Consider the following 22,403-nt stretch of genomic DNA (forward strand, 5'->3'; position numbering starts at 1 on the left):
CCCCGGCCGCCCCACCCGCACCACGCCTCACCTCACGTCAGCAGGTCGTCCACCTGCGCCTCCCCCTCCCGATACCGCCGCGCGATCTCCCCGCTGCACTCGTCCGTGGTGCCCTGCAGCCGCTGCCGCCGGCGGGAGACCTGCTGTTCGTACCGGACCAGGCGGCCCATCGCCGTGTTGAGTTCCAGGTCGGTGCGGGCGGCGAGGTCGGAGAGTTCGACCTCGGCGAGCATGTCGGCGGCCAGTCGGCGGTACTCCTCGCTGTGCGGGGTGCCCAGCGTGACGTGCCGGGCCGAGGAGCGGTGCCGGGCCGGGGCGTCGGTCAGGATCTCCGGGAGCCGGTCCACCACGGACGCCGCCCCGGCGGGCGATCTGCGCGCCAACTCCGCGCGCAGGATGTCGATACGGCCCTGTAGCAGCCGTCGGACATAGCTGAGGTCGGCCTCGTCGCGCTGGGCGTCCCGGCGCAGGGTGCGCAGTTCGGACAGGCTCAGCAGGGTCAGGTCGTGCTCGGGCGGATCGGTGGGCAGCCAGGGGCCGCCGTCCGGGCTCTCGGTGCGCTGCACGGGCGGCCGGGCGGACGCCCGTTCCCCGGTTCGCGTCAGCGAGACGGGCGGCCGCCCCGTACTCGGTGTGCTCATGTGCCTCAACCGTCCCCTCGACCGGCGTGTGGAAGCATCGTGCCACCCCAAGTGGCCGCTATGTGACCGAGTGCCCCCGATCGGCCCCAGATGGGGGGTTAAGGATCATTAAGAAGCCCCCTGCGGGGCGTCCACGACCGCACGGCATCATGGGGGCATGCGAGCAGTGGTGCAGAGGGTGGACGGCGCGAGCGTCGTCGTGGACGGCGAGACCGTCGGGGAGATCGACGGCGAGGGGCTGTGCGTCCTGGTCGGGGTGACGCACGAGGACACCAAGGAGAAGGCGGCCCAACTGGCCCGCAAACTCTGGTCGATCCGCATGCTGCACGACGAGAAGTCGTGCAGTGACATCGACGCCCCGCTCCTGGTGATCAGCCAGTTCACGCTCTACGGCGACGCCCGCAAGGGCCGCCGCCCCACCTGGAACGCCGCCGCCCCCGGCGACACCGCCGAGCCCCTGGTCGAGGAGGTCGTCGCCCAACTCCGCGCCCTCGGCGCGACCGTGGCGACGGGCCGCTTCGGCGCGAAGATGCGCGTCTCACTGACGAACGACGGCCCGTTCACCGTCCTGGTGGAAATCTAGGGTTCTACGACGGTTTCCTGCGCGGCAGCCGTCGTGTCGGCCATCAGCCGCGCATCCACCGGTACGTTCCGCTTGACCAGCGCCAGCGCCACCGGCCCCAGCTCGTGGTGGCGTACGGACGTCGTGACGAATCCGATCTTGCGGCCGTCGGGGCCCTCGTCCGCGACCCGGATCTCGGTCCCGGCCGGCGGCAGATGCACCTCGCTGCCGTCCAGGTGGAGGAAGACCAGACGGCGGGGCGGCTTGCCCAGGTTCTGGACGCGGGCGACGGTCTCCTGACCGCGGTAGCAGCCCTTCTGCAGATGCACCGCCGTCCCGATCCAGCCCAGCTCGTGCGGGATCGTCCGGTGGTCGGTCTCGAAGCCGAGCCGGGGCCGGTGCTGCTCCACCCGCAGCGCCTCGTACGCCAGGATCCCGGCCGCCGGGCCCGCCTTCTCGGCGTACGCCTCCAGGTCCGTGCGCGGCAGGAAGAGATCACGGCCGTACGCCGTCTCCCTTACCGCGATCCCGTCCGGCACCTCGGCGATCGAACCGGCCGGCAGGTGTACGACCGCGAACTCGGCCGTGCGGTCGGCGACTTCGACCCGGTAGAAGAACTTCATCGACTCCAGGTAGGCGATCAGCTCGCCCTGGGTGCCGGGCTCGACGTGGGCCCAGACCGTCCGGCCGTCGTCGACGAGGTACAGGGCGTGCTCGATGTGGCCGTTCGCGGAGAGGATCAGGGCTTCGGTGGCCTGCCCGGCCGGGAGGTCGCTGACGTGCTGGGTGAGCAACAGGTGCAGCCAGCCGAGCCGGTCGTCACCGGTGACCGTCACGACCCCCCGATGGGACAGATCGACGAAACCGGCGCCGTCGGCGAGGGCTCGCTGCTCGCGGAACAGGTCGCCGTAGTGGGCGGCCACGCCTTCGTCCACACCCTCGGCGGGGACGGCGCCCGGCAGGGACAGCAGAGGGCTCTTCATCATCCCGCTCTTCGTAATCCCGCTCTTCATAATCCCCAAGCCTACGACTTGGTAGTTGAACTCTTGAGCTTGCCGGAGCAGTCCCGGCAGCGGCCGAAGATCGCGAAGTGCTTCATGTCGGTCTCGAAGCCGAACTCGCGCCGGAGCTTGGCCGTGAAGTCGGCGGCCACCGCCACGTCGGCCTCGATGACGTTCTCGCAGTCGCGGCAGACCAGGTGGATGTGGTGGTGCCGGTCGGCCAGGTGGTAGGTGGGAGCGCCGTGCCCGAGGTGGGCGTGGCTGACCAGCCCGAGCTCCTCCAGGAGCTCCAGGGTCCGGTACACCGTGGAGATGTTGACCCCCGACGCCGTCCTCTTCACTTCCGTGAGGATGGCGTCGGGGGTCGCGTGCTCGAGGCTGTCCACGGCTTCGAGGACAAGCTGGCGCTGCGGGGTCAGCCGGTAACCGCGCTGCCGCAGATCACTCTTCCAGTCGGTGCTCACCACACCGACGAGTCTAGGCCTACTTGAAAAATGCGATGCCGTCGTCCGGCATGTCGTCCGGGAGGGCCTTCGCCCAGCGTTCGACGTCCTCCGGGGTGACGACCTTCTTCAGGTGGGCCGACATGTAGGGGCGCAGCTCGACCTCGGGGGTCGCCTTCTCGCCGACCCACATGAGGTCGCTGTTGACGTAGCCGTAGAGCCGCTTGCCACCGGTGTACGGGCCCGAGGCGGCCGTCCGGGCCACCGCGTCCGTGACCAGGTCGATCTGCGGCTTCTTGTCGGCCAGCTCGCCGTACCAGACCTCGACGACGCCGTCGTTGCGGACCATCGTCACCTCGACCTTGCGGTCGGCGTCGATGCGCCAGTAGCCGGACTCGGACTCCAGGGGGCGGACCTTGTTCCCGTCGTTGTCCAGCACCCAGGTGTGGGAGTGGTACTCCAGGAAGTCCCGGCCGTCATGGGTGAAGGCGACCTCCTGGCCGAAGTTGCACTTCTCGGCACCGGGGAAGTCGTGCACGCCCGCGCCGGCCCAGTTGCCGAGCAGGAAGACGAGCGGGACGAGGTCCTTGTGAAGGTCGGACGGGATCTCGATCATGAGGGGCTATTCCTAGACGTGGGTCAGCGCTGGCCCTGGTACAGCTTCTTCACGGTCAGTCCGGCGAAGGCGAGCACGCCCACGCAGACCAGGACCAGCAGGGTTTCGAAGAAGATCTCCACGGGTTGCTCCTTGTCGAGCAGAGATGCTGTACGTACACAGGGCCGGGCCCCAGCTTACGCGGCTGGGACCCGGCCCTCCGTGTGAGGTACTCCCCGCGGGCTCAGCCCAGCAGCTCGCTCTGCAGGATGACCGTCTGCTGGAACGGGACCTCGTGCACGACGTTCTTGCTCGACTGGACGATCACGGCGAGGACGTCACCGGCGGACAGATAGGCCTGCCGGACCTGCTCGACGCCGTACGGCCTGGTCTCGGCGTACACGGAGTACGGGATGTTCTCGACCCGGGCCTCGGACGGGAAGTCGTCGTCGGCGGCGGAGTTGCCGGCGCCGCGGACGGCGTAGCCCGGGGCGCTGTACGGGGCGATGTCGCGGGAGAAGAGGTCGTCGACGACGGCCGCGGTGTCGAACTGGAGCAGGTAGACGCGGGTACGGGTGCCGTCCGCGGTGGTCCAGCCACGGGCCGCGATGTGCCGGAGGCCGTTGTCGGTGAGCGTCTGCCGGAGCGCGTCGACGCGCTCCTTGTCGGTGAACTCCGCGAGGAAGTCCTTCGTCGGCAGCCACCCGCCGGCACCGTTCAGCGCCTTGTTCCCGCTCGCCCCCTCGGGCTGGGGCAGCACCAGGGCGCGCAGGTCGGCGTAGTGGGAGCCGGCCTTGTTCTCGTCGGCGAACGGCCCCGGGCTCCCGGACGGCAGCGGCGGCCTGGTGAGCGTCGGATAGTCCCACCGCCCGTCCGCCTGGGTCTTCAGCCCCGGTACGTCCGTCCGCTCCATCCCCGTGATCCCGTACGCCGTCCCCGCCCCGGCCGCCGCGAACACCACGACGGCGGCGGTCCACCGCAGCACGGCCCGCAACACCCGGCGATCCTTCTTGGGCACGGCCTGCGGTACGAGGGGCGGCGCGTCCGGCGATACGACGGGGAGCGCGTCCGGCGATACGACGGGCGGCGCGTCCGGCATCGGCGGAACCCCGGGCTGCTCCGGAACCCCGGCCGCCTCCGGAACCCCGGCGGGCTCGGGAGCCTCGGCGGGCTCGGGAGCCTCGGCCTGCTGCTGCTCGGTCATACCGCCTCCCCCGGCTCGGCGATGCGGTCGAGCTGTTCCTTCAGCAGCATCGCGATTCCTGTCTTCTGCAGTGGCTTCGCGCTGTTGGCGGCCAGGGTGACCAGGACGTCGCCCTGGTAGGCCGAGCAGTACATCGCGTCGAGCTTCTCGTCCTTGTCCGCCGGCGGCAGGAAGCAGCGGGCGTTCTTGTGGCCCTCGATCCGCGGGCCCTCGCGGAAGACACCGAGGGCGTCGAGGAACTCGTTCTGGAACTCCGAGATGTTCCGGACCGCCGCCTTGTTGTCCATCTGGGCCAGCTCGATGGTGACGGTGGAGGCCTGGTCGGTGTAGACGGAGGAGCTCTCGTCGGTGCTGACGTAACTGCGCATCGCCATGCCCTGGAGGCGCTGCTTGTCGATCTGCTTCTCCAGCTTCTTGCGCTGGGTGCGCGGCAGCCCGCTCAGCGCCTCCTTGCGGAGCGCCGTGGCCTCGCGGCCGCTCAGCGCGGCGTCGGCGCCGTACTCGCCGATGTCCGGACCGCTGCTCCAGCCGTCCGAGCCGTACGGCACGAGCATCCCGGCGAGGCCCTTGCCGGAGGCCGCCTTCGCCTTCTCGGCGCCGCCCTCCGGGATCTTCCAGACGGGGGCGCCGGCGTCCCGGTCGGCGCCGTTCACGGTGACGACGGTGTAGCCGACGCCGGCCGCGACGGCCACGGCGAGCAGGGCGGAACCGGCGATGGCGGCGACCTTGCCGCGGCGGACGGGCTTCCTGCCGGGCGCTTCCGGGTCGGCGGTGGACTCGACGAGCTCGACGGGGCCCAGCTCGCCGAGGGGCTGGTTCTGGTTCTCGCTCACAGCCGCTCCATCTGCCGCTTTGCCAGGTCCATGATCTTCGCCTTGGTGATGGGCCTGGTGTCGTAGACCCACAGCTCCATGGCGATGTCGGCGCGGTAGGCGTGCGCCTCGGCGCTGTACATCGGCAGGTAGCCGGCCTCGGTCTTCGGCTTCCTGTGCACGTAGGCCGTACCGCTCCCGGTGCCGGGGATGGTCCAGCTGTCGGTGGAGGACTTGGCGTCCGCCCAGTACTGGTTGTTGTCGCTGGAGTCGGCGGCGGCCAGGGTCTCCTGCTGGCGGAACTGGATCAGCCGGATCTCCACGGTCTGGTTGCCGCTCTCCCAGCCGGTGACCGCCGCGCGGCGGAACTCGTCGCCCACGAGGTCGCCGAACACGCTGCCCGGCTTCTCGTAAGTCTCGGCGAACTCGGCCAGGTTCATCCAGCCGTCGTCGCCCGCCAGCCAGGAGGCGTTCTTCGCCCCGCCCGGCTTGTTCAGCAGCAGCTTGCGCAGGTCGCCGTTGGTCTTCACCCGGCGGTCCTGGGCCGCGGACAGCGGCTCGGGCCCGTCGCCCTTGGCCTGCGCGAGCGTCGGCTGGGACAGCGGGGGCAGCTTCGTCGGCTCGCGGTCGGCCTGGACGAGGTAGCCGGTGCAGGTGCCGGCGACCACGCCGAGCACGGCGGCACCGACGATGAGCAGCGTGGTGCGGCCACGGCGCCGGGGCGCGGGCGCGACGACTTCTTCAGGCACTTCTTCGGGCACTTCTTCGGGTACTTCCACGACGTCCCCCACATACATGAAGCGCGCATGCCACATGCGCGCATAGAAGACCCATGGCCAACGCACGAAGTTGTAAGAGGGTTGATTACGATTCGGCCATGGCGAAGAAGCTCGTGATCAAGGTGACGGCGGGGGCCGATGCCCCCGAGCGCTGCTCGCAGGCGTTCACGGTCGCGGCGGTGGCCGTGGCCAGCGGCGTGGACGTCTCGCTCTGGCTGACCGGCGAGTCCGCCTGGTTCGCCCTCCCCGGCCGCGCCGCCGACTTCGACCTCCCGCACGCGGCCCCGCTCCCCGACCTGATCGACTCGATCCTGGCCGCGGGCCGTCTGACGCTGTGCACCCAGTGCGCGGCCCGCCGGGACATCACGGAGAAGGACGTCATCGAGGGCGTACGCATCGCCGGCGCCCAGGTCTTCGTACAGGAGGCACTGGCCGACGAGACGCAGGCCCTCGTCTACTAGACCGCTACTGGACCGCTACTGGACCGCTACTGGACCGCCGACATGGTCGCGAGCAGGTGCTCGACGAGGGCGAGGAGGAGGTCGCGGCCGACCTCTCTGCTTCTCATGTCGCCCATCACCAGGGGTACTTCGGAGCCGAGGGTCAGGGCGTCGCGGACCTCCTGTTCGGTGCGGTCGACGTGGCCGTGGAAGCAGTTGACCCCGATGACGAACGGGATGCCGCGGCTCTCGAAGAAGTCGATGGACGCGAAGCTGCTCTCCAGGCGCCGGGTGTCGGCCAGGACGATCGCGCCCAGGGCGCCGTGGACCAGGTCGTTCCACATGAACCAGAAGCGTTCCTGGCCCGGGGTGCCGAAGAGGTAGACGACCAGCTGGGGGTTGACGGTGATGCGGCCGAAGTCCATCGCCACCGTGGTGGTCGTCTTCTCCTCCACCCCGCCCACGTCGTCGACGCCTTCGCTCGCGACGGTCAGGTACTCCTCGGTGTGCAGCGGCGTCACCTCGCTGACCGCCCCGACCAGGGTCGTCTTGCCCACGCCGAAGCCGCCTGCGACAAGGATCTTGACGGCCGCGGGTGGCGTGCTCACGTGCACGCCACCGGTCGCCTCAGAGTCTGCGAAGACCATCTCTCACCGCTCGTAGAAGGTTCATGTCCGATTCGTTGCCCGCCGCCATGGCGATCGGCGGCCGGGTGGTGACCTGGCCGCGGGCGACCAGATCGTCGATGAGGATCTTCGTCACCGACACCGGGAGGTTCAGTTCGGCGGAGATCTCCGCCACCGCCGCCGAGCCCCGGCACTGCCGCAGGATCACCTGGTGCTCGGGCTGGAGACCGCGGGAGGCGGACCGGCCCGGCGGCGGGTCCACGGTGGTGACGATGGTGATCAGGGTGAGGTCGTCGCGGGAGGGTGCCGTACGCCCCTGGGTGATCGTGTAGGGCCGGACGGAGAGCTCCTCCGGGTCACCCGCTTCCGCCTCCAGGTCGTCCATCCAGTGGCTCACTCACGTACACCGCCCTCGAGGCTCACCGACGCGACCCGGGCCTCGGTGCCCAGTCGGCGGCCCACCTGCTGCATGAGGGTGTGCATGGCCACGGCCAGCACCTCGGCCTCGACGTCCTGGGACGCCACGACCGCGAGGTGGGTGCCCTGGCCCGCGGCGGAGATGAACAGCCACAGGTCGGCCATCTCGACGATGACCTGCTGCACGGGACCGCCGTTGAAGAGCTTCCCGGCACCGCGGGCCAGGCTCTGCTGGCCGGTGGCCACCGCGGCCAGGCGCTCGGCGTCCCGGCGCGCGATGGAGCGGGACTGGCTCACCACCAGCCCGTCGTCCGACAGCACGATCGCGTGCTGCGTGCCGGGGACCTGTTCGACCAGTCCGTCCAGCAACCAGTCGAGGTCCTGATGCGTGGCGGTCGTTCGCTGTGTCATGGTCAGTCTTCCGTCGTGGTCTGTCTGCGATGCGGCAGGACCGCCGGGCGGTCCTGCTCTCCGTCTCGGTGCTCCGCCGCACCGGCACGGTCGGCAAAGCCGCCCCGGTCGGCCACGGCCGAGTGAGCGGTGAAGGCTCCCTGCCGGGCGATCCTGGACTGGCGCTGGAAGGCCCCGATGGTCGCGCCCGAGCGGGCCGGACTCCCGTTGCGGACCGGCGGCCGGTCCTCGGCCGGAGCGGACCGCACGTCCGCGTCCGGATCGCGCAGTTCGTCGGCGAGGCTGGCCATGCGCACCCGCTTGGGCAGCGGCTCGGTACTGGGCAGGCCGGGACCCGGAACCTCGGTGCGGTGGGGCGCCGAGCGGGGCCGCTCGGGCACACGCCGTACGACGGTGGGAGTCCCGCGTCCGGCGGCCGGTCCCGGGTCCGTGGCGAAGGCGCCGACGTGCACGGTGGGCGGGGTCTGCGGCATCTCGGGCACCCGCACCATCCGGTCCGAGTGCGCGGACGGCCCCGCGGCGACACCGACGGGCTCGGGCTCGGGAGCCCGCTCGGCCCCGGCGTCGTCGAGGACGAGTCCCTCGGGGATCAGCACGACCACCCGGGTGCCGCCGAACGACGAGGGCCTGAGCTCCACCTGGAGACCGAGGCTCTGCGCCAGCCGCGCCACCACGTACAGGCCGAGGCGGACGTCCTCGGCGCGGGACAGCACGTCCATCCGGGGCGGGTCGGCCATCAGCCGGTTCGCCTCGTCGTACTCCTCGGGCGCCATCCCCATGCCGCGGTCCTCGATCTCCACGGCGAGACCGCGCCCCACCCTGGACGCGTACACCTCCACCGGGGTCGGCGGCTTCGAGAACGTCACCGCGTTCTCCATCAGCTCGGCCAGCACGTGCACCACCAGACCGACGGCGCGCTCCGTGAGCCAGACCCGGCCCTCCACCTCGATCTGGACCCGCCGGTAGTCCTGGACCTCGCTCTGCGCCGAGCGCAGCACGTCCACCATCAGCACCGGCTTGCGCCACTTGCGCTGCGGCTGGCCACCGCCGAGGATCACCAGGTTCTCCTCGTACCGCCGGAGCCGGGCGGTGAGGTGGTCGAGGTCGAACAGGCCCTCCAGCACCTCGGGATCCTCGTGCCGGCGCTCCAGTTCGTTGAGCTTCTTCATCTGGAGCCCGATCAGCAGCTGGGTACGGCGGGCGATGCGCTGGAGCAGCTTCTCGAACCCGCGGAACTGGCTGACCTGGGTCATCGTGGTGTCCAGCGCGCTGTGCCGGGCGAGGTTGAGGGCCTGCCCCAACTGGCCGAGCTCGTCGTCGCTGTGCCGGATCGGCGGCAGTTCGGCGTCGGGGTCGACCGCCTCGCCGCGCCGCATGCGCTCCACCACGGACGGCATCCGGGTCTGGAGGTCGAGGGCCGCCTGGCGCAGCGCGAAGATCCGCCGCCGCAGCATCCGGGTGAGCAGCAGGCTGATCACGACGACGAGGACGACGGCCGCCGCGTCCAGGGCGCTGGTGACGATCAACTTCATCTCCATCGCGTCCAGTTCGTCGGCGATGGCGGCGTTGATGGTGAGCCAGTACGCCTGGTTGAACTTCTGGAGCTGAGGGGCGATCTGCGTGAGGGCGCCGCTCCACTTCTTGGCGAGCGCGGCGGAGACGGTGCCGTCCGAGGACGCCGACGCGTGCAGTACGGCCTGTTCGCTCGCGGTCTTCGTCTTCCACGCGCCGCTCGTCATCAACTTCTCGTAGCGCGCCGTCTGGTCGGCCGGCATGAAGGCCAGGACCCGGTTGTCGTAGACGAACGTCTGGGAACCCACCGTCTCCGCCAGCTGGCCGCGTTCCTCGGCGGACAGCCGTCCGGTCGCGGCGGCGCGGCTGACGAACGCGTTCTCGCGGGCGACCATCTCCATGCCCCAGATCGCGTCGTTGGCGGGCCGGATGCGGTAGTCGATGTCGGCCATGCCGAGGTAGCTCATGGTGGAGAAGAGCTTGAGGTCGGCGGAGATGAGTCGGGTGTAGTCGTCGTACGTCTCCTGCTGACTGGAGGTCCGGCGGTCGACCGACTCGCGGTAACTCGCCAGCTTCCCAAGGCTCTTGATCACGTCGGACACGTCGCGGTCGAGGTCGGCGGGGCCGTCCCAGCCGCTGCTGGGCAGCGCCTCGACCAGCTTCGCCACCGCGTCGGTACGTTCGCGCTGGACGGCCAGCTGCGAGCGGTAGGCGTCGGGATCGGCCAACGCCGCGCCGCTGAGCCGCCGTTCCTCCTGGAGGCTGTACCAGACCTGGGCGACCTTGACCGAGGACTGCTGCGCCGAGTCGCTGCGGTCCTTCTGCGTCCGCCAGTCGCTGTACAGCTGTACGGAGGTCGTCGACCACAGGGCGACGAGTGCCACACAGGGCACGAGCGCCAGCACCAACAGGGCTGTGCGCAGGGATAGTTGCCGACTTCCCCCACTGTCCGTACGGCTCTGCCTCTTCGACGCGCGTGCATGCACTGCCACGGATGTCCCCAGCATGCTCGGTGTAACAGACCCGTTACGGTCCGTTCGATGGGGCGAGATGCTACCGGTTGCGAGGGTTGTGTAAATATGGGTGGAACAAAACGATTTAGTAAATCCACCGAACCAACACCCTACAGCAGAACCGGGATTGACAGCCCGCCCCTCTAGAACGATTAAGTGGCTCCCGCTAACGTGTCCGCCGTGCCCGCAAGAGGAGCCGACCCGCGATGTGCAGCACCGAGGAAAACGAACAGCCCACCCCGTCCCGCCGAACGCTGCTGGGTGCCGTGACGGCCTCGGCCCTGGCCGTCGCGCCGCTGCTCGGAGCGTCGCAGGCCGCGGCCGCGACAGCCGCCGACACCACCAGTACGTCCGACTCCGACCTGACCCTGGTCCTGCTCGGCACGAACGCCGGACCGCCGCCGCTGGCGGACCGGTACGGCATCTCCTCCGCGCTGGTGGTGAACGGCAAGACCTACGTCGTCGACTGCGGCCGCGGTGCGGTCACGCAGTACATGCGCGCGGGCCTGTCGCTGCCGTCGCTGACCGGCATCTTCCTGACCCACCTGCACGCCGACCACGTCGTCGACTACTACGCCTTCCCGTCGCTGGCCGCGGGAGCGGCCGGGAACCAGGGCTTCCAGACGAAGGTGTCGGTCTACGGCCCCGGCTCGGCCGGCATCGCCTCCACGGTGACCGGCGCCCCCGGCACCGTGCCGGGCACCGTCGAGATGACGAAGCTGGCCGGGCAGGCGTACGCCGCCTCCCCCACGTTCTTCATGACGGAGCACGCCGGTATCGACCCGGCCACGCTGCTGGACGTCCACGACGTCCTGCCGCCGACTGCGGTCGGCGCCTCCGCCACGAACACGGCACCCGCCATGCAGCCGTTCACGGTCATGGAGGACGACAACGTCAAGGTCACGGCCATCCTCGTGCCGCACGGCGCGGTGTACCCGGCCTACGCCTACCGCTTCGACACCGACCACGGGAGCGTCGTCTTCTCCGGCGACACGGCCCCCACCCCCAACATCATCACGCTGGCCCAGGGCGCGGACGTACTGGTCCACGAGGCCGTCTACCCCGCCGGGCTGCTCGGGCTCGGCCTGCCGCAGGCCCTCGTCGACCACATCCTGGCCACCCACACCGACGTGGCGAAGCTCGGCGGGATCGCCGCCGCGGCCGGTGTCGGGACACTGGTCGCCACCCACCTCGGCCCCGGGGACCCGGCCACCGTCCCCGACGCGACCTGGCGCCGCCTGCTGCGCGACAGCGCGCGGAGCGCCGGATACGGCGGCCGCATGATCCTGGGCAGCGATCTGCTACGTCTCCCCGTGAAGCACCGGGGGTAAGCGACTCGACGGCCTACGGGCGCCGCTTCTTCCCGTCCAGCTCGTCCCACCACTCGTCGGACTTCGGGTCACCGGACGGATCGTCCCACCACCGGTCGTCCGGCCCGCGCCGGTTCGCGACCATCGCGGCGACCGGCGGAATGAGCATCGCGACCACGCACATGCCCACGGCCACCGGAACGGACCACAGCCGCACGACTCCCCAGGCCAGGACGAAGAGCCCGATACAGGTCCCCATCATGGCGAAGTACACGTGACGCCGCCGAGCCAACATAGGTCCAGGGTAGGCCGGACCACGCGCGTCGGCACGAATGCCGAGAGCCCCGACAGCCGCATCGGCGCAGGCCCACTACCGAAGGCCGACGGCCGGAGGCCGGCGCAGCGCTCCGCTGCCTGCGAAGCAGTGCGAGGGGCGCGTCAAGGAGGGGTCACGTGACGCCGCCGAGCCAACATAGGTCCAGGGTAGGCCTGAGCATGCGGAAGGGCCGCACCTCGAAAGGTGCGGCCCTTCTGGCGTTCGGGTCTCAGACCGCGATCGCGACCTCGGCCAGGCCGCCCTGCTGGGCGACGACCGTGCGGTCGGCGGTGGCGCCGGGGACCAGGGCGCGGACGGTCCAGGTGCCCTCGGCCGCGTAGAAGCGGAACTGGCCCGTCGCCGAGGTCGGGACCTCGGCGGTGAACTCGCCGGTCGAGTCGAGCAGGCGGACGTAACCGACGACGGGCTCGCCGTCCTTCGTCACCTGGCCCTGGATCGTGGTCTCACCGGGCTTGATCGTCGAGGCGTCCGGGCCGCCGGCCTTCGCTCCACACATGTCTTTCTCCAGATTCAGATTCAGAGGGTCTGACCGGAAGGAAGGCCGGTCGGGTTGCTGAGGGGTCGGACTTACTTGTTGGCGCCGAGCTCGATCGGGACGCCGACGAGGCTGCCGTACTCGGTCCAGGAGCCGTCGTAGTTCTTGACGTTCTCGACACCGAGCAGCTCGTGCAGCACGAACCAGGTCAGGGCCGAGCGCTCACCGATGCGGCAGTAGGCGATCGTGTCCTTGGCGAGGTCCACCTGCTCCTCGGCGTAGAGCTCCTTGAGCTCGTCGTCCGACTTGAAGGTGCCGTCGTCGTTGGCGTTCTTCGACCACGGGATGTTGCGCGCGGACGGGACGTGCCCCGGACGCTGCGACTGCTCCTGCGGCAGGTGCGCCGGGGCGAGCAGCTTGCCGCTGAACTCGTCGGGCGAACGCACGTCGACCAGGTTCTGCGAGCCGATGGCCGCCACGACGTCGTCGCGGAAGGCACGGATGGCCTTGTTCTGCGGCTTGGCCTTGTAGTCGGTGGTCGCGCGCTCGGGCACGTCCTCCACCAGCTCGCGGGCGTCCAGCTCCCACTTCTTGCGGCCGCCGTCGAGAAGCTTGACGTTCTCGTGGCCGTAGAGCTTGAAGTACCAGTAGGCGTACGAGGCGAACCAGTTGTTGTTGCCGCCGTACAGGATCACCAGGGTGTCGTTGCCGATGCCCTTCGCCGACAGGAGCTTCTCGAAGCCCTCCTGGTCGATGAAGTCGCGGCGGACCGGGTCCTGGAGGTCCTTGGTCCAGTCGATCCGGATCGCGTTCTTGATGTGGTTCTTCTCGTAGGCGGACGTGTCCTCGTCCACCTCAACGATCGCGATGTCGGCGTTGTCCAGGTTGTCCTGGACCCAGTCGGCGTCTACGAGGACGTCGCTGCGGCTCATGCTCTTTCTCCTCCGGGGCAGTTCGGGGCGCACGGGTGCCCATGACAGGGCTGCTGGGAATGCGGAGGTCGGTGCCGTCCGCTCAGAAGGTGCGACAGAGCATGGCGGCGACGCGGCACAGGTCTACTGCCCGCCGCTTCGTGAGATCCGCCTGTCGCTTCATGCCGTCGAGCTTAGGGACGGAAACGCGGGCATGTCACCGGTGTGTCGTATTCTGAGATGCGATCGTCCGGAATGTGGGATGGATCAACCGGGAAGGCCGCTCCCGCAGGGGTTCGCGGCCCGTGTAGCCGCCGTCACACCTCTGGTACGGACATCACCGTCTCGCCCTTCGGACTGCCCTACCCCGCCAGCTTGACGTTCGAACCCTTCACCGTGATGTCCACACCATCCGCCGCGGCCTGCACGGTGTCCAGCTTGATGCCGCCGGGGAGCTGGTCGATGGCCTGGTCGAAGTCGGAGGCCTGGCGGAAGCGGTCCTCGACGAGGCTGATGCCGGGGAGCTTCGGGAGGTTGTCGGCGTGCACCTGGACGGTGTTGTTCTTGACGGTGACCGCGCTGAGGACGTTCACCTTCTGGTTGTCGATGGCGGGGCCATTGACGACGAGGGTGACCTTGATCTTGCCGTTGCCGCCGTCGGCGAGACCGACGACCTTGCCGGTGAAGCCGAGGCCGATGTCGACGGGCTCGGTGGGGGCGTTCTTGAGCAGCTCGTCGTAGGAGATGGTCGCGGTGCCGGTGGCGGTCTGCGCGGTGGCGGAGCTGTAGTCGCCGGAGAAGCTGACGTCCTTCATGTCCGCGTGCAGGTCGTCGATACGGATGGTCTTGCCGGCGGTGCCGGTGTCGGCCTCGTAGTCCTTGATGCTGATCCGGACGTCGTCCAGGTCGCCGGACGCGACCTGGGTGAGGAAGGGGAAGCCCTTGATGGAGACGTCGGGGGTGGAGGCCAGACCCTCGGTGGTACGCACCTTGTCCGCCGCCTCGTTCTCGGCGAAGTGCACGGCCACGCGGTCGGCGATCACGAAGAGGCCGCCCAGGATCACGACGACGATCAGAAGTATTCGCAGGGCGCGCATGCGGTGATTCCCCCCGGGGCGGCAGGCAGTTGGCGGAGCGGCGGTCGGTCGACGGACGGGTTGCCGCCGACCGCGACACTAACCCGGGGGGCAAGGGCGGCAGAGGAATTGTCGATCAGCTGTGACAGAGCTTGACCGGACGATGGTCAGGCCGTCGCGACGATCGCCGCCACCAGCCCGGCGACGCTGAGCGCGGTGAGTACGCCGCTCCAGAAGGCGCCGTCGGTGAGGAACCGGGGCGGCCGGAGCCGGCGGCGTCGGGAGGGGCGGGGCGTGGTGCGGGTGGCCGCGGGCGGAGGTGGAGGGGGGAACAGCGGCGGCGGCAGCGAGGACGTCGGCAGTACCTGCACGAGCTGGTGCGGTTGCGGCGCGTTCGGCAGCCTCCTGGCGTCGGCGGTCATACGGCGTGCTCCTCTCGCTGGTGCCTGCGCAGCCGGACGTTCGCGTCGACCTCCGCGCTGCGGTCGAACTCCGCCTGGGCGGAGGCCCGCAGCCCGTTCAGCTCCGCGCAGGTGGCGCAGCCGCGGACGGGGCGGGGTGGGTCGGCGACGAGGAACGGGCCGTCGGTACAGGGCCGAGGAGTTCTGGGTTCCATACGACCTCCTTTGTAGAGATTTCTTGAACTTTCTTACGTAATGCGACAGTTGAACTACTCTGGGTGTGTTCCTGGGCGTTACGAGGATGGCCCGGCGAGGAGGCTGTTCGCGACCAGAAGGGCCGCAAATTCCACAAGGGGCGGTCCAAATTCCACAAATTCCACAGCAGCGGGAGGGCGCGGTGCCGCAGCGGCGGGTGGTTACGGGGCGGAGTTACGAGCCGAGGTTGCGGTTCGCGGAGGAGCTGCGGTTGCTCCGGGCGGGGAAGGGGGAAAGCCTGCGTGACCTGGCCGAACGGCTCGGCTGGGACCCGTCGACCCTCGGGAAGATGGAGAGCGGGCGGAGCCTGGGCAGCCCGGAGATCGTGGAGGCCCTGGAGCGGTACTACGGGACTCCGGGGCTGCTACTGGCCCTGTGGGAGCTGGCAGTTGGGGACCCGACGCAGTTCAAGGAGCAGTACCGGCGGTACATGATCCTGGAGACGGAAGCGCTGAGCCTGTGGCACTACGGCGTCAGCATCCTGCCGGGACTGCTTCAAACGGACGGTTACGCCCGCGAGTTGCTCGCACTGGGCGGAGCCAAGGGCGACGAACTGGATCAGCAGGTCGAAGCCCGCACCGGGCGTCGCAAGCTGCTGGAGGAAGAGGACGCACCGATCTTCCGCGCGCTCATCGCGGAGGCGGTGCTGCGAACGCCGCTGCGGGACACGGCCGCGTGGCGCGGGCAGTTGGAGCATCTGCTGGAGGTGTCGCGGTGGCAGAACGTCACGCTCCAGGTGGTGCCGCAGCGCGCGGGGCTGCACGGTCTGGTGAGCACCAGCGTGATGTTCCTCAAGCTGCTGGGCGGGCGGACGGTGGCGTACATGGAGAACGCCCTCCGGGGTGAACTGATCGAGGAAAACGCGTCTGTCGAGCGCCTCCACCGTGCATACGATGCGATGCGTGACCTCGCGCTGAACCCGGACGAGTCACGCAAGTTCATCCTGCGGATGTTGGAGGAAGTGCCGTGCGAGCCATCGACCTGAGCGGCGTGACGTGGCGCAAGAGCAGCTACAGCAACCCTGACGGCGGACAGTGCCTCGAAGTCTCCGACGGCCTTCTGGCCACCGCCCTCTGGCGCAAGAGCAGCTACAGCAACCCTGACGGCGGCGAGTGCCTCGAAGTCTCCGACCACCTCCCCGCCCTCGTCCCCGTCCGGGACAGCAAGGACACCGCCCGTACCCCGCTCGTCTTCAGCGCGTCGGCGTGGGCCGCCTTCGTCGAAGGCGTCAGCCGGTGAGCGCCCGACCCAGCACGTAGACCGCCGGAGCTGCCGCCGCCAGCGGCAGCGCCACGCCCGCCGTGAAGTGGACGAAGCGGGACGGGTAGTCGTAGCTCGCGACCCGGTGGCCGATCAGCGCGCAGACCGCCGCCGCCCCGCCCAGCAGCGCACCCTTCGCGCCGAGGCCCGTCATGCCGCCCACCGCGATACCCGCGCCCGCCGCGGCGAGGAGAGACACGATCACCGAGGCGGGAGTGGGGAGCGGGAGCGCCCGCGCCAGGACGGCCACCGCCACCGCCGCCGCGCCCACCGACACCGCGTCCGGATCCGCCGCGAGGTACCCCGCCGCCACAATGGCCAGCGCCGCCGACGCGACCGTCGCCATCAGGCCGTACATCCGGGTGTCCGGGTCCGCGTGCGAACGCAGTTGGAGGACCAGGGTGAGCAGGACCCAGACGCCGAGGGTGCCGAGGATGGCCGCCGGACCGTTCTCCCGGCCCGCCGCGAGCAGCACCACGTCCGCGACGAACGCGCCCAGGAACGCCAGCGCGATGCCCTGCCGGGCCGGCCACATGCCGTTGAGGCGGAACCAGCCCGCCGCGGTGACGGCCTGGAGGACGACGAGCGGGACGAGAAGGGCGTACGAGCCGACCGCCGCCGTGCCGGAGAGCAGCAGGCCGAGCAGCGCCGTGAGGCCGGCGGGCTGCATGCCGGGCTCGATGATCGGGGAACGGCCTTCCAGGCGGGCCCGCTGCGCGTCCGTGATGCGGGAGTTGCCGGAGAGGGTGGCGGGGCCGTAGCCGGTGTCGTCCGTCCCGGGCGCCTGCGCCTGATGGCCGACGGCGGGGGCTTCGTGGACGGGCTCAGGATCAGGAACCGGTGGCTGGTACGCCTGCGGCTGCTGCGGCCACTGCGGGGCCTCCTGGACCGGCGTGTGGACCTGGGTCTCCCACGTCTGCCCCTGCCACTGCTGCGTGTACTGCTGGGCGGCGTACGGGTCGTCGTACCCCTGGTACGCCTGCTGCCCGGGCCACTCCTGCTGCTGTGGCTGTTGCTGCTGATACGGGTCGTACGGCTGATCGGTCATCGTCACCCTCCTGCGAACGGCGGGAGCACCTCGACCGTCCCGCCGTCGGCCAGCCGTACCGTCTCATGTCCGCGGGTGCCCACGGGGTCACCGTCGATCAGGAACGAGCATCGCCGCAGCACGCGAGCCAGTTCCCCGGGGTGTCGCTCGCGCACGGCGTCGAGCGCCTCGGCGAGGGTGCCCGCGTCGTACGGCTCCTCGGCCACCCCGGCGGCGGCCTTCGCGGCCGCCCAGTAGCGCACCGTGACCTTCGGCATCCGGTCCCTCAATCAATCGGCTGTGTACGACGCCAGGCTAGCCGCCGTGACCGACAGCCCAGTCCCCGATGCGCGCCAGCAGCTCGTCGGTGGCCGCGTGCTCGGCGTGACCGATGGGTTCCATCCACAGCTCGGCATGACCGCCGGCCGCCTCGTGAAGGGACTTGGGGTGGTCCACCGGGAAGTAGCCGTCCCGGTCGCCGTGCACGATCAGGAGCGGGGTGGGGGCGATGTGCGGGACCGCCTCCACGGGGGAGAGCGGGACCGGATCCCACTCGCGGTGCGTGATCCTCGTACCGAAGCCGTAGCGGCCCACCAGCCGTCCCTCGGGTCGGGTTACCAGCCAGTGGAGCTTCCGCATAGGGGCCGTACCCCGGTAGTACCAGCGAGCCGGAGCACTCACCGAAACCACCGCGTCCGTGCACGCCTCCGTGCGCCCCTCGCGCCCCGAGCCGTCCGCTCCGTACAGCGCCGCGTGCCGCAGCACCACCGAGCCGCCCATGGAGAAGCCGACGGTCGCCACGCGCGCGTGCCCGAGCTCCCGGGCCCAGCGCACCGCGGCGGCCAGGTCGAGCACCTCCTTGTCGCCCACCGTCGACTGCCCGCCGGACGCCCCGTGCCCGCGGAACGAGAACGAGACCACGGCCCCGTACTGCGCGAACGCCTCGACCACCCGGCGCACATGCGGCTTGTCCACGTCGCCGGTGAAGCCGTGTGCGACGACGAACGCGAGATGACCGGCAGATGGCGCGGACACGTCGTATACGACCCTCGACGGGTCGTATACGGAATCGATCGTCACACCGTCGTCCGTGTGGAGAAACGTCCGTAAAGGGGTACGTCTGGCCGTCTCGAAGTTCGGACGAACGGTGGATCGCGCCACATGACCTGCCGGAGTAGTGCTCATGTGGGCTATTCTGCTGGGCAGAGGACTCGGGCAGCGTAGCCCCCGGGTCCTTTTGTGCTTTCGGAAGCGTTGTATACGAAGCGGGAAACTCCAGGTGACCGCCGGTATATGGAGCCTTCGGGATCGCAGAGCAGGTGATGCACCACACACGTCCTCGCAGGGACCGAGGAGGAACCAGACGTATGAGTTCGCTGCTGCTCCTGACCAATGCCCTCCAGCCGTCGACGGAGGTGCTGCCGGCCCTCGGCCTGCTGCTGCACAACGTGCGCGTGGCACCGGCGGAAGGCCCCGCACTCGTCGACACCCCTGGTGCCGACGTCATCCTCATCGACGGCCGCCGTGACCTCCCGCAGGTCCGCAGCCTCTGCCAGCTGCTCCGCTCCACCGGCCCCGGCTGTCCGCTCATCCTGGTCGTCACGGAGGGCGGTCTCGCGGCCGTCACCGCCGACTGGGGCATCGACGACGTGCTGCTCGACACCGCCGGTCCGGCCGAGGTGGAGGCGCGCCTGCGCCTTGCCATGGGCCGGCAGCAGATCGTCAACGACGACTCCCCGATGGAGATCCGCAACGGCGACCTGTCGGTCGACGAGGCGACGTACTCCGCGAAGCTCAAGGGGCGCGTCCTCGACCTCACCTTCAAGGAGTTCGAGCTCCTCAAGTACCTCGCCCAGCACCCGGGCCGCGTCTTCACGCGCGCCCAGCTGCTCCAGGAGGTCTGGGGCTACGACTACTTCGGCGGCACCCGGACGGTCGACGTGCACGTACGACGGCTGCGCGCCAAGCTCGGCCCCGAGCACGAGTCGCTGATCGGGACCGTCCGGAACGTCGGTTATCGATTCGTTACGCCCGAGAAGGCCGACCGCGGGTCCGACGAGGCCAGGGCCAAGGCGGACCGGGCAAAGGCGGAGGATGCGGACGAGCCGGCCGCCCTGGACGAGGTCGAGGTACCGGCGGAGGCTTAGCGGACCCCCGGGCAGGGCATTGCTTCCGCACACGAGGTACCGCCGGAAGCTTCCGCTCGCCCTGCCCGGAGCGGGTATATCCGCGTAGACTCCGCGCGTGGCCAAGGTGACTCGGGATGATGTGGCGCGGCTGGCGGGGACTTCGACCGCCGTCGTCAGTTATGTCATCAACAACGGACCCCGGCCGGTCGCCCCGGCAACGCGCGAGCGTGTACTCGCCGCGATCAAGGAGCTGGGGTACCGGCCCGACCGGGTCGCCCAGGCGATGGCGTCCCGGCGCACGGACCTCATAGGCCTGATCATCCCGGACGCCCGGCAGCCCTTCTTCGGCGAGATGGCGCACGCGGTCGAACAGGCCGCGTCCGAGCGCGGAAAAATGGTGCTGGTCGGCAACACCGACTACGTCAGCGAGCGCGAGGTCCACTACCTGCGCGCGTTCCTCGGCATGCGGGTCTCCGGGCTCATCCTCGTCTCGCACGCGCTCAACGACCAGGCCGCCGCCGAGATAGAGGCCTGGGACGCCCGGGTCGTCCTGCTGCACGAGCGGCCCGAGGCCATCGACGACGTCGCCGTCGTCACGGACGACCTCGGCGGCGCCCGGCTCGCCGTGACCCATCTCCTGGAGCACGGCTACGACTACGTCGCCTGTATGGGCGGTACGGCCGAGACGCCGGCCGTCGGTGACCCCGTCTCCGACCACGTCGAGGGCTGGCGGCGCGCGATGGAGGAGGCCGGGAAGCCCACCGAGGGGCGGCTGTTCGAGGCGCCGTACAACCGCTACGACGCGTACCGGATAGCGCTGGAGCTGCTCTCCGGGCCGCAGCGGCCGCCGGCGATCTTCTGCTCCACCGACGACCAGGCGATCGGCGTCCTGCGCGCGGCCCGCGAGCTGCGCATCGACGTGCCGGGCGAGCTGGCGGTCGCGGGCTTCGACGACATCAAGGAAGCGGCCCTGACGGACCCGCCGCTGACAACGATCGCATCCGACCGCAGCGCGATGGCGCGGGCGGCGGTGGATCTCGTACTGGACGACGGGCTGCGGGTCGCCGGGTCGCGGCGGGAGCGGCTGAAGACCTTCCCGTCGCGGCTGGTCGTGCGCCGGTCCTGCGGCTGCGAGTGACCTCGTGAGCGGTTCCTGAGAGGTTCCTGAGAGACCCTTCACGGCCCCCGGGACCGCCTTTATATCGGGCATACGAGGTTCTGCCGGGCTTCTCAGCGGGCACTCAGGTAGCTCTCATGGTCGGGCGACAAGCTCAGTGTCATGACCGAGAGCTTCCGCCGCGACGGCGAGTACGAGCAGTACGAGAACCCTTACCAGGGCGCCCAGCAGCACTCCTCCTCGCCTGTGAACCCGGAGTGGCCGCCCCCGCCGGCGTACCAGCCCGCGCAGCAGCAGCACGCGCCGCAGCCGCAGCCCGTGGAGCCGGTCACCGTCGAGCCCGGCACCACGGTGTGGCCCGCCCAGGCCTCGCACGCCGCCGCACCCGCCGGCTTCACGGCCGAGGGCAATGGCGGGGACGGGTACGGCGGCGGCGGTACGGCCGTCCTGACCGCCGTACCGGCCGAGCCCGCGCCCGCCCCGAAGAAGCGCACCCGGGGCCCCATCGCCCTGCTGGCCGCCGTCGCGATAGTCGCCGCGGCCGTGGGCGGCGGCACCGCCTACGCCATCCAGGAGCTCACCGGCAACGACACGGCCGCCACCAGCTCGACGACCACCAGCGTGGTGCCGTCCAGCAAGAAGGGCGACGTCGCCACCATCGCCGCGGCCGTCAGCCCGAGCGTCGTCGAGATCAGCGCCACGCTGAGCAACGGCACCTCGACCGGCTCCGGCGTGATCATCACCAGCGACGGCGAGATCGTCACCAACAACCACGTCATCTCCGGCGCCACGTCGATCAAGGTGACGACCAGCACCGGGAAGTCGTACACCGCGAAGGTGGTCGGCACCGACAGCAAGAAGGACCTCGCCCTGATCAAGCTGGAGGGCGCCTCCGGCCTCACCAAGGCCACGCTCGGCAACTCCTCCGGCATCCAGGTCGGCGACACCGTCGTCGCGGTCGGCTCCCCCGAGGGCCTCAGCGGCACCGTCACCAGCGGCATCGTCTCCGCCCTCAACCGTGACGTGACCGTCGCGACCGACGAGAGCCAGTCCCAGAGCCAGAGCCAGGGACAGAGCGGCGGCGACGGCCAGTGGCCGTTCTCCTTCGGCGGCCAGCAGTTCAACGGCGACACGGGTTCGTCGACGACGACCTACAAGGCGATCCAGACGGATGCCTCGTTGAACCCCGGCAACTCCGGCGGCGGCCTGTTCGACGCCGCGGGCAACGTCATCGGCATCAACTCCGCGATGTACTCGGCCAGTTCGTCCTCCTCCGGCTCCTCCTCGGACGCCGGCAGCGTCGGCCTCGGCTTCGCCATCCCGATCAACACCGTCAAGGCCGACCTGGCCACGCTCCGGGCCGGCGGCTCCGACAGCTGACCCATCGGCCCCTCAGCCACCTCGACCACGCAGGGAGTACGTCATGATCAAGCAGGTTTCGCACACCGTCGCCGGCACCGACCCGGCCGGCTTCGCGCTGGCCCTCGAAGTGGCGTACGAACTGCACGCGCCGGCGGGGCGGGCCCCGGAGGTCGCGCCCGCCCTCGGCGCCGGCCGCCGGGCGAGCGCCGCGCGCGGCCGCCGCCGTACGGCAGCCCGCGGCTGAGCCGCTTCCCCTCGCTCCGCCTTAACGCGCCCGCCGGGAAACA

30 protein-coding genes are annotated in these 22,403 nt (G+C 70.2%); 9 read left to right on the top strand and 21 right to left on the bottom strand.

Annotation, left to right across the window (positions count from 1 at the left end; genetic code table 11):
- Window positions 1-32: 32 nt before the first annotated feature.
- Window positions 33-641: an RsiG family protein gene (locus ACQEWB_RS22740; protein WP_432833848.1), complete on the bottom strand. Its 609-nt coding sequence runs from the start codon at window positions 639-641 to the stop codon at window positions 33-35.
- A gap of 157 nt (window positions 642-798) precedes the next feature.
- On the opposite strand from ACQEWB_RS22740, the gene dtd reads away from it, so the two are divergent.
- Window positions 799-1,224, top strand: coding sequence for a D-aminoacyl-tRNA deacylase (gene dtd / locus ACQEWB_RS22745; protein WP_432833850.1), 426 nt, complete (start codon window positions 799-801; stop codon window positions 1,222-1,224).
- Here the strand turns inward: dtd and ACQEWB_RS22750 are convergent.
- The 6 genes from ACQEWB_RS22750 to ACQEWB_RS22775 form a co-directional block, all read right to left on the bottom strand.
- The gene (locus ACQEWB_RS22750; RefSeq protein WP_432843953.1) at window positions 1,221-2,186 is read right to left on the bottom strand and encodes a YgfZ/GcvT domain-containing protein; all 966 of its coding nucleotides are present in this window, start codon (window positions 2,184-2,186) and stop codon (window positions 1,221-1,223) included. The genes dtd and ACQEWB_RS22750 overlap by 4 nt on opposite strands.
- Window positions 2,187-2,227: 41 nt before the next feature.
- Window positions 2,228-2,671, bottom strand: a complete 444-nt coding sequence (locus tag ACQEWB_RS22755) for a Fur family transcriptional regulator (protein WP_432833852.1) — start codon at window positions 2,669-2,671, stop codon at window positions 2,228-2,230.
- A 16-nt stretch (window positions 2,672-2,687) separates the two neighbouring features.
- On the bottom strand, window positions 2,688-3,263 hold the full coding sequence (locus ACQEWB_RS22760) for an FABP family protein (RefSeq protein WP_432833854.1): 576 nt from the start codon (window positions 3,261-3,263) through the stop codon (window positions 2,688-2,690).
- A 223-nt stretch (window positions 3,264-3,486) separates the two neighbouring features.
- On the bottom strand, window positions 3,487-4,446 hold the full coding sequence (locus ACQEWB_RS22765; protein ID WP_432833856.1) for a hypothetical protein: 960 nt from the start codon (window positions 4,444-4,446) through the stop codon (window positions 3,487-3,489).
- Entirely contained in the window at window positions 4,443-5,279 is an 837-nt protein-coding gene (locus tag ACQEWB_RS22770) for a hypothetical protein (RefSeq protein WP_432833858.1), read from the bottom strand. Before ACQEWB_RS22770 ends, ACQEWB_RS22765 begins: the two co-directional genes overlap by 4 nt.
- Window positions 5,276-6,007, bottom strand: coding sequence for a hypothetical protein (locus ACQEWB_RS22775; RefSeq protein WP_432833860.1), 732 nt, complete (start codon window positions 6,005-6,007; stop codon window positions 5,276-5,278). The genes ACQEWB_RS22770 and ACQEWB_RS22775 overlap by 4 nt, the downstream gene beginning before the upstream one ends.
- Before the next feature lie 128 nt (window positions 6,008-6,135).
- On the opposite strand from ACQEWB_RS22775, the gene ACQEWB_RS22780 reads away from it, so the two are divergent.
- Window positions 6,136-6,498, top strand: coding sequence for a DsrE family protein (locus ACQEWB_RS22780; RefSeq protein ID WP_432833862.1), 363 nt, complete (start codon window positions 6,136-6,138; stop codon window positions 6,496-6,498).
- Window positions 6,499-6,524: 26 nt separating this feature from the next.
- Here the strand turns inward: ACQEWB_RS22780 and ACQEWB_RS22785 are convergent, their stop codons facing one another.
- Genes ACQEWB_RS22785 through ACQEWB_RS22800 form a run of 4 tightly spaced genes read right to left on the bottom strand, consistent with a single transcriptional unit; the run spans window position 6,525 to window position 10,435 of the window.
- A complete protein-coding gene (locus ACQEWB_RS22785) occupies window positions 6,525-7,124 on the bottom strand; it encodes a GTP-binding protein (RefSeq protein ID WP_432833864.1) in 600 nt (199 codons plus the stop codon).
- A complete protein-coding gene (locus ACQEWB_RS22790; protein ID WP_432843955.1) occupies window positions 7,105-7,488 on the bottom strand; it encodes a DUF742 domain-containing protein in 384 nt (127 codons plus the stop codon). The genes ACQEWB_RS22785 and ACQEWB_RS22790 overlap by 20 nt, the downstream gene beginning before the upstream one ends.
- Before the next feature lie 8 nt (window positions 7,489-7,496).
- Window positions 7,497-7,931: a roadblock/LC7 domain-containing protein gene (locus tag ACQEWB_RS22795; RefSeq protein WP_432833866.1), complete on the bottom strand. Its 435-nt coding sequence runs from the start codon at window positions 7,929-7,931 to the stop codon at window positions 7,497-7,499.
- 2 nt (window positions 7,932-7,933) lie between these two features.
- The gene (locus ACQEWB_RS22800) at window positions 7,934-10,435 is read right to left on the bottom strand and encodes a nitrate- and nitrite sensing domain-containing protein (RefSeq protein ID WP_432833868.1); all 2,502 of its coding nucleotides are present in this window, start codon (window positions 10,433-10,435) and stop codon (window positions 7,934-7,936) included.
- A gap of 227 nt (window positions 10,436-10,662) precedes the next feature.
- Between ACQEWB_RS22800 and ACQEWB_RS22805 the strand changes: the two genes are divergently transcribed.
- Complete coding sequence (locus ACQEWB_RS22805; RefSeq protein WP_432833870.1) at window positions 10,663-11,787, top strand: MBL fold metallo-hydrolase; 1,125 nt, start codon at window positions 10,663-10,665, stop codon at window positions 11,785-11,787.
- Between the two features lie 13 nt (window positions 11,788-11,800).
- On the opposite strand, the gene ACQEWB_RS22810 is transcribed toward ACQEWB_RS22805, so the two are convergent.
- From ACQEWB_RS22810 to ACQEWB_RS22840, 7 genes are all read right to left on the bottom strand, one after another.
- The gene (locus ACQEWB_RS22810) at window positions 11,801-12,061 is read right to left on the bottom strand and encodes a DUF3099 domain-containing protein (protein ID WP_401671437.1); all 261 of its coding nucleotides are present in this window, start codon (window positions 12,059-12,061) and stop codon (window positions 11,801-11,803) included.
- A 250-nt stretch (window positions 12,062-12,311) separates the two neighbouring features.
- On the bottom strand, window positions 12,312-12,599 hold the full coding sequence (locus ACQEWB_RS22815) for a DUF1416 domain-containing protein (protein ID WP_003991226.1): 288 nt from the start codon (window positions 12,597-12,599) through the stop codon (window positions 12,312-12,314).
- 71 nt (window positions 12,600-12,670) lie between these two features.
- Entirely contained in the window at window positions 12,671-13,510 is an 840-nt protein-coding gene (locus ACQEWB_RS22820) for a sulfurtransferase (RefSeq protein ID WP_432833873.1), read from the bottom strand.
- An 82-nt stretch (window positions 13,511-13,592) separates the two neighbouring features.
- Window positions 13,593-13,673, bottom strand: a complete 81-nt coding sequence (locus ACQEWB_RS22825; RefSeq protein ID WP_350310325.1) for a putative leader peptide — start codon at window positions 13,671-13,673, stop codon at window positions 13,593-13,595.
- Window positions 13,674-13,851: 178 nt separating this feature from the next.
- Window positions 13,852-14,586 (bottom strand): LmeA family phospholipid-binding protein, encoded by a 735-nt coding sequence (locus ACQEWB_RS22830; RefSeq protein WP_432833875.1) that lies wholly within the window; start codon window positions 14,584-14,586, stop codon window positions 13,852-13,854.
- 146 nt (window positions 14,587-14,732) lie between these two features.
- Window positions 14,733-14,987, bottom strand: coding sequence for a hypothetical protein (locus tag ACQEWB_RS22835; RefSeq protein WP_432833877.1), 255 nt, complete (start codon window positions 14,985-14,987; stop codon window positions 14,733-14,735).
- Complete coding sequence (locus ACQEWB_RS22840; protein ID WP_432833879.1) at window positions 14,984-15,181, bottom strand: hypothetical protein; 198 nt, start codon at window positions 15,179-15,181, stop codon at window positions 14,984-14,986. The genes ACQEWB_RS22835 and ACQEWB_RS22840 overlap by 4 nt, the downstream gene beginning before the upstream one ends.
- Before the next feature lie 182 nt (window positions 15,182-15,363).
- On the opposite strand from ACQEWB_RS22840, the gene ACQEWB_RS22845 reads away from it, so the two are divergent.
- The gene (locus ACQEWB_RS22845; protein ID WP_432833881.1) at window positions 15,364-16,206 is read left to right on the top strand and encodes a helix-turn-helix domain-containing protein; all 843 of its coding nucleotides are present in this window, start codon (window positions 15,364-15,366) and stop codon (window positions 16,204-16,206) included.
- Complete coding sequence (locus ACQEWB_RS22850) at window positions 16,188-16,460, top strand: DUF397 domain-containing protein (RefSeq protein ID WP_432833883.1); 273 nt, start codon at window positions 16,188-16,190, stop codon at window positions 16,458-16,460. Before ACQEWB_RS22845 ends, ACQEWB_RS22850 begins: the two co-directional genes overlap by 19 nt.
- On the opposite strand, the gene ACQEWB_RS22855 is transcribed toward ACQEWB_RS22850, so the two are convergent.
- From ACQEWB_RS22855 to ACQEWB_RS22865, 3 genes are read right to left on the bottom strand one after another with little or no spacing between them, the layout of a single operon-like run.
- Window positions 16,450-17,529 (bottom strand): hypothetical protein, encoded by a 1,080-nt coding sequence (locus tag ACQEWB_RS22855; protein ID WP_432833885.1) that lies wholly within the window; start codon window positions 17,527-17,529, stop codon window positions 16,450-16,452. The two genes, ACQEWB_RS22850 and ACQEWB_RS22855, sit on opposite strands and share 11 nt — an antisense overlap.
- A gap of 2 nt (window positions 17,530-17,531) precedes the next feature.
- Window positions 17,532-17,786: a MoaD/ThiS family protein gene (locus tag ACQEWB_RS22860; protein ID WP_123996627.1), complete on the bottom strand. Its 255-nt coding sequence runs from the start codon at window positions 17,784-17,786 to the stop codon at window positions 17,532-17,534.
- 37 nt (window positions 17,787-17,823) lie between these two features.
- Window positions 17,824-18,693, bottom strand: coding sequence for an alpha/beta hydrolase (locus ACQEWB_RS22865; protein ID WP_432833887.1), 870 nt, complete (start codon window positions 18,691-18,693; stop codon window positions 17,824-17,826).
- Between the two features lie 182 nt (window positions 18,694-18,875).
- Between ACQEWB_RS22865 and ACQEWB_RS22870 the strand changes: the two genes are divergently transcribed.
- The 4 genes from ACQEWB_RS22870 to ACQEWB_RS22885 all read left to right on the top strand — a co-directional run bounded on the left by ACQEWB_RS22870 (window position 18,876) and on the right by ACQEWB_RS22885 (window position 22,360).
- Window positions 18,876-19,655 (top strand): winged helix-turn-helix transcriptional regulator, encoded by a 780-nt coding sequence (locus tag ACQEWB_RS22870; RefSeq protein ID WP_432833889.1) that lies wholly within the window; start codon window positions 18,876-18,878, stop codon window positions 19,653-19,655.
- Window positions 19,656-19,752: 97 nt separating this feature from the next.
- Entirely contained in the window at window positions 19,753-20,775 is a 1,023-nt protein-coding gene (locus ACQEWB_RS22875) for a LacI family DNA-binding transcriptional regulator (protein ID WP_432833891.1), read from the top strand.
- Between the two features lie 141 nt (window positions 20,776-20,916).
- Window positions 20,917-22,134 carry a S1C family serine protease gene (locus ACQEWB_RS22880; RefSeq protein WP_432833893.1) on the top strand — a complete coding sequence of 406 codons (1,218 nt, stop codon included), beginning with the start codon at window positions 20,917-20,919 and terminating at the stop codon, window positions 22,132-22,134.
- A gap of 43 nt (window positions 22,135-22,177) precedes the next feature.
- On the top strand, window positions 22,178-22,360 hold the full coding sequence (locus ACQEWB_RS22885; RefSeq protein ID WP_432833895.1) for a hypothetical protein: 183 nt from the start codon (window positions 22,178-22,180) through the stop codon (window positions 22,358-22,360).
- The last annotated feature ends 43 nt before the right edge of the window (window positions 22,361-22,403 follow it).

Source organism: Streptomyces sp. CA-249302, assembly GCF_050936785.1.
GTDB lineage: Bacteria > Actinomycetota > Actinomycetes > Streptomycetales > Streptomycetaceae > Streptomyces.

Excerpts from the sequence above, each read along its gene's own strand:
- ACQEWB_RS22795 (WP_432833866.1), bottom strand. The coding sequence starts at position 7,931 with ATGACACAGCGAACGACCGCCACGCATCAGGACCTCGACTGGTTGCTG.
- ACQEWB_RS22860 (WP_123996627.1), bottom strand. The coding sequence starts at position 17,786 with ATGCCGAAGGTCACGGTGCGCTACTGGGCGGCCGCGAAGGCCGCCGCC.
- ACQEWB_RS22790 (WP_432843955.1), bottom strand. The coding sequence starts at position 7,488 with ATGGACGACCTGGAGGCGGAAGCGGGTGACCCGGAGGAGCTCTCCGTC.
- ACQEWB_RS22780 (WP_432833862.1), top strand. The coding sequence starts at position 6,136 with ATGGCGAAGAAGCTCGTGATCAAGGTGACGGCGGGGGCCGATGCCCCC.
- ACQEWB_RS22750 (WP_432843953.1), bottom strand. The coding sequence starts at position 2,186 with ATGAAGAGCCCTCTGCTGTCCCTGCCGGGCGCCGTCCCCGCCGAGGGT.
- ACQEWB_RS22835 (WP_432833877.1), bottom strand. The coding sequence starts at position 14,987 with ATGACCGCCGACGCCAGGAGGCTGCCGAACGCGCCGCAACCGCACCAG.
- ACQEWB_RS22825 (WP_350310325.1), bottom strand. The coding sequence starts at position 13,673 with ATGAAGCGACAGGCGGATCTCACGAAGCGGCGGGCAGTAGACCTGTGC.
- dtd (WP_432833850.1), top strand. The coding sequence starts at position 799 with ATGCGAGCAGTGGTGCAGAGGGTGGACGGCGCGAGCGTCGTCGTGGAC.
- ACQEWB_RS22765 (WP_432833856.1), bottom strand. The coding sequence starts at position 4,446 with ATGACCGAGCAGCAGCAGGCCGAGGCTCCCGAGCCCGCCGAGGCTCCC.
- ACQEWB_RS22870 (WP_432833889.1), top strand. The coding sequence starts at position 18,876 with ATGAGTTCGCTGCTGCTCCTGACCAATGCCCTCCAGCCGTCGACGGAG.
- ACQEWB_RS22815 (WP_003991226.1), bottom strand. The coding sequence starts at position 12,599 with ATGTGTGGAGCGAAGGCCGGCGGCCCGGACGCCTCGACGATCAAGCCC.
- ACQEWB_RS22810 (WP_401671437.1), bottom strand. The coding sequence starts at position 12,061 with ATGTTGGCTCGGCGGCGTCACGTGTACTTCGCCATGATGGGGACCTGT.
- ACQEWB_RS22865 (WP_432833887.1), bottom strand. The coding sequence starts at position 18,693 with ATGAGCACTACTCCGGCAGGTCATGTGGCGCGATCCACCGTTCGTCCG.
- ACQEWB_RS22855 (WP_432833885.1), bottom strand. The coding sequence starts at position 17,529 with ATGACCGATCAGCCGTACGACCCGTATCAGCAGCAACAGCCACAGCAG.
- ACQEWB_RS22885 (WP_432833895.1), top strand. The coding sequence starts at position 22,178 with ATGATCAAGCAGGTTTCGCACACCGTCGCCGGCACCGACCCGGCCGGC.
- ACQEWB_RS22760 (WP_432833854.1), bottom strand. The coding sequence starts at position 3,263 with ATGATCGAGATCCCGTCCGACCTTCACAAGGACCTCGTCCCGCTCGTC.
- ACQEWB_RS22805 (WP_432833870.1), top strand. The coding sequence starts at position 10,663 with ATGTGCAGCACCGAGGAAAACGAACAGCCCACCCCGTCCCGCCGAACG.
- ACQEWB_RS22740 (WP_432833848.1), bottom strand. The coding sequence starts at position 641 with ATGAGCACACCGAGTACGGGGCGGCCGCCCGTCTCGCTGACGCGAACC.
- ACQEWB_RS22820 (WP_432833873.1), bottom strand. The coding sequence starts at position 13,510 with ATGAGCCGCAGCGACGTCCTCGTAGACGCCGACTGGGTCCAGGACAAC.
- ACQEWB_RS22840 (WP_432833879.1), bottom strand. The coding sequence starts at position 15,181 with ATGGAACCCAGAACTCCTCGGCCCTGTACCGACGGCCCGTTCCTCGTC.
- ACQEWB_RS22830 (WP_432833875.1), bottom strand. The coding sequence starts at position 14,586 with ATGCGCGCCCTGCGAATACTTCTGATCGTCGTCGTGATCCTGGGCGGC.
- ACQEWB_RS22785 (WP_432833864.1), bottom strand. The coding sequence starts at position 7,124 with ATGGTCTTCGCAGACTCTGAGGCGACCGGTGGCGTGCACGTGAGCACG.
- ACQEWB_RS22880 (WP_432833893.1), top strand. The coding sequence starts at position 20,917 with ATGACCGAGAGCTTCCGCCGCGACGGCGAGTACGAGCAGTACGAGAAC.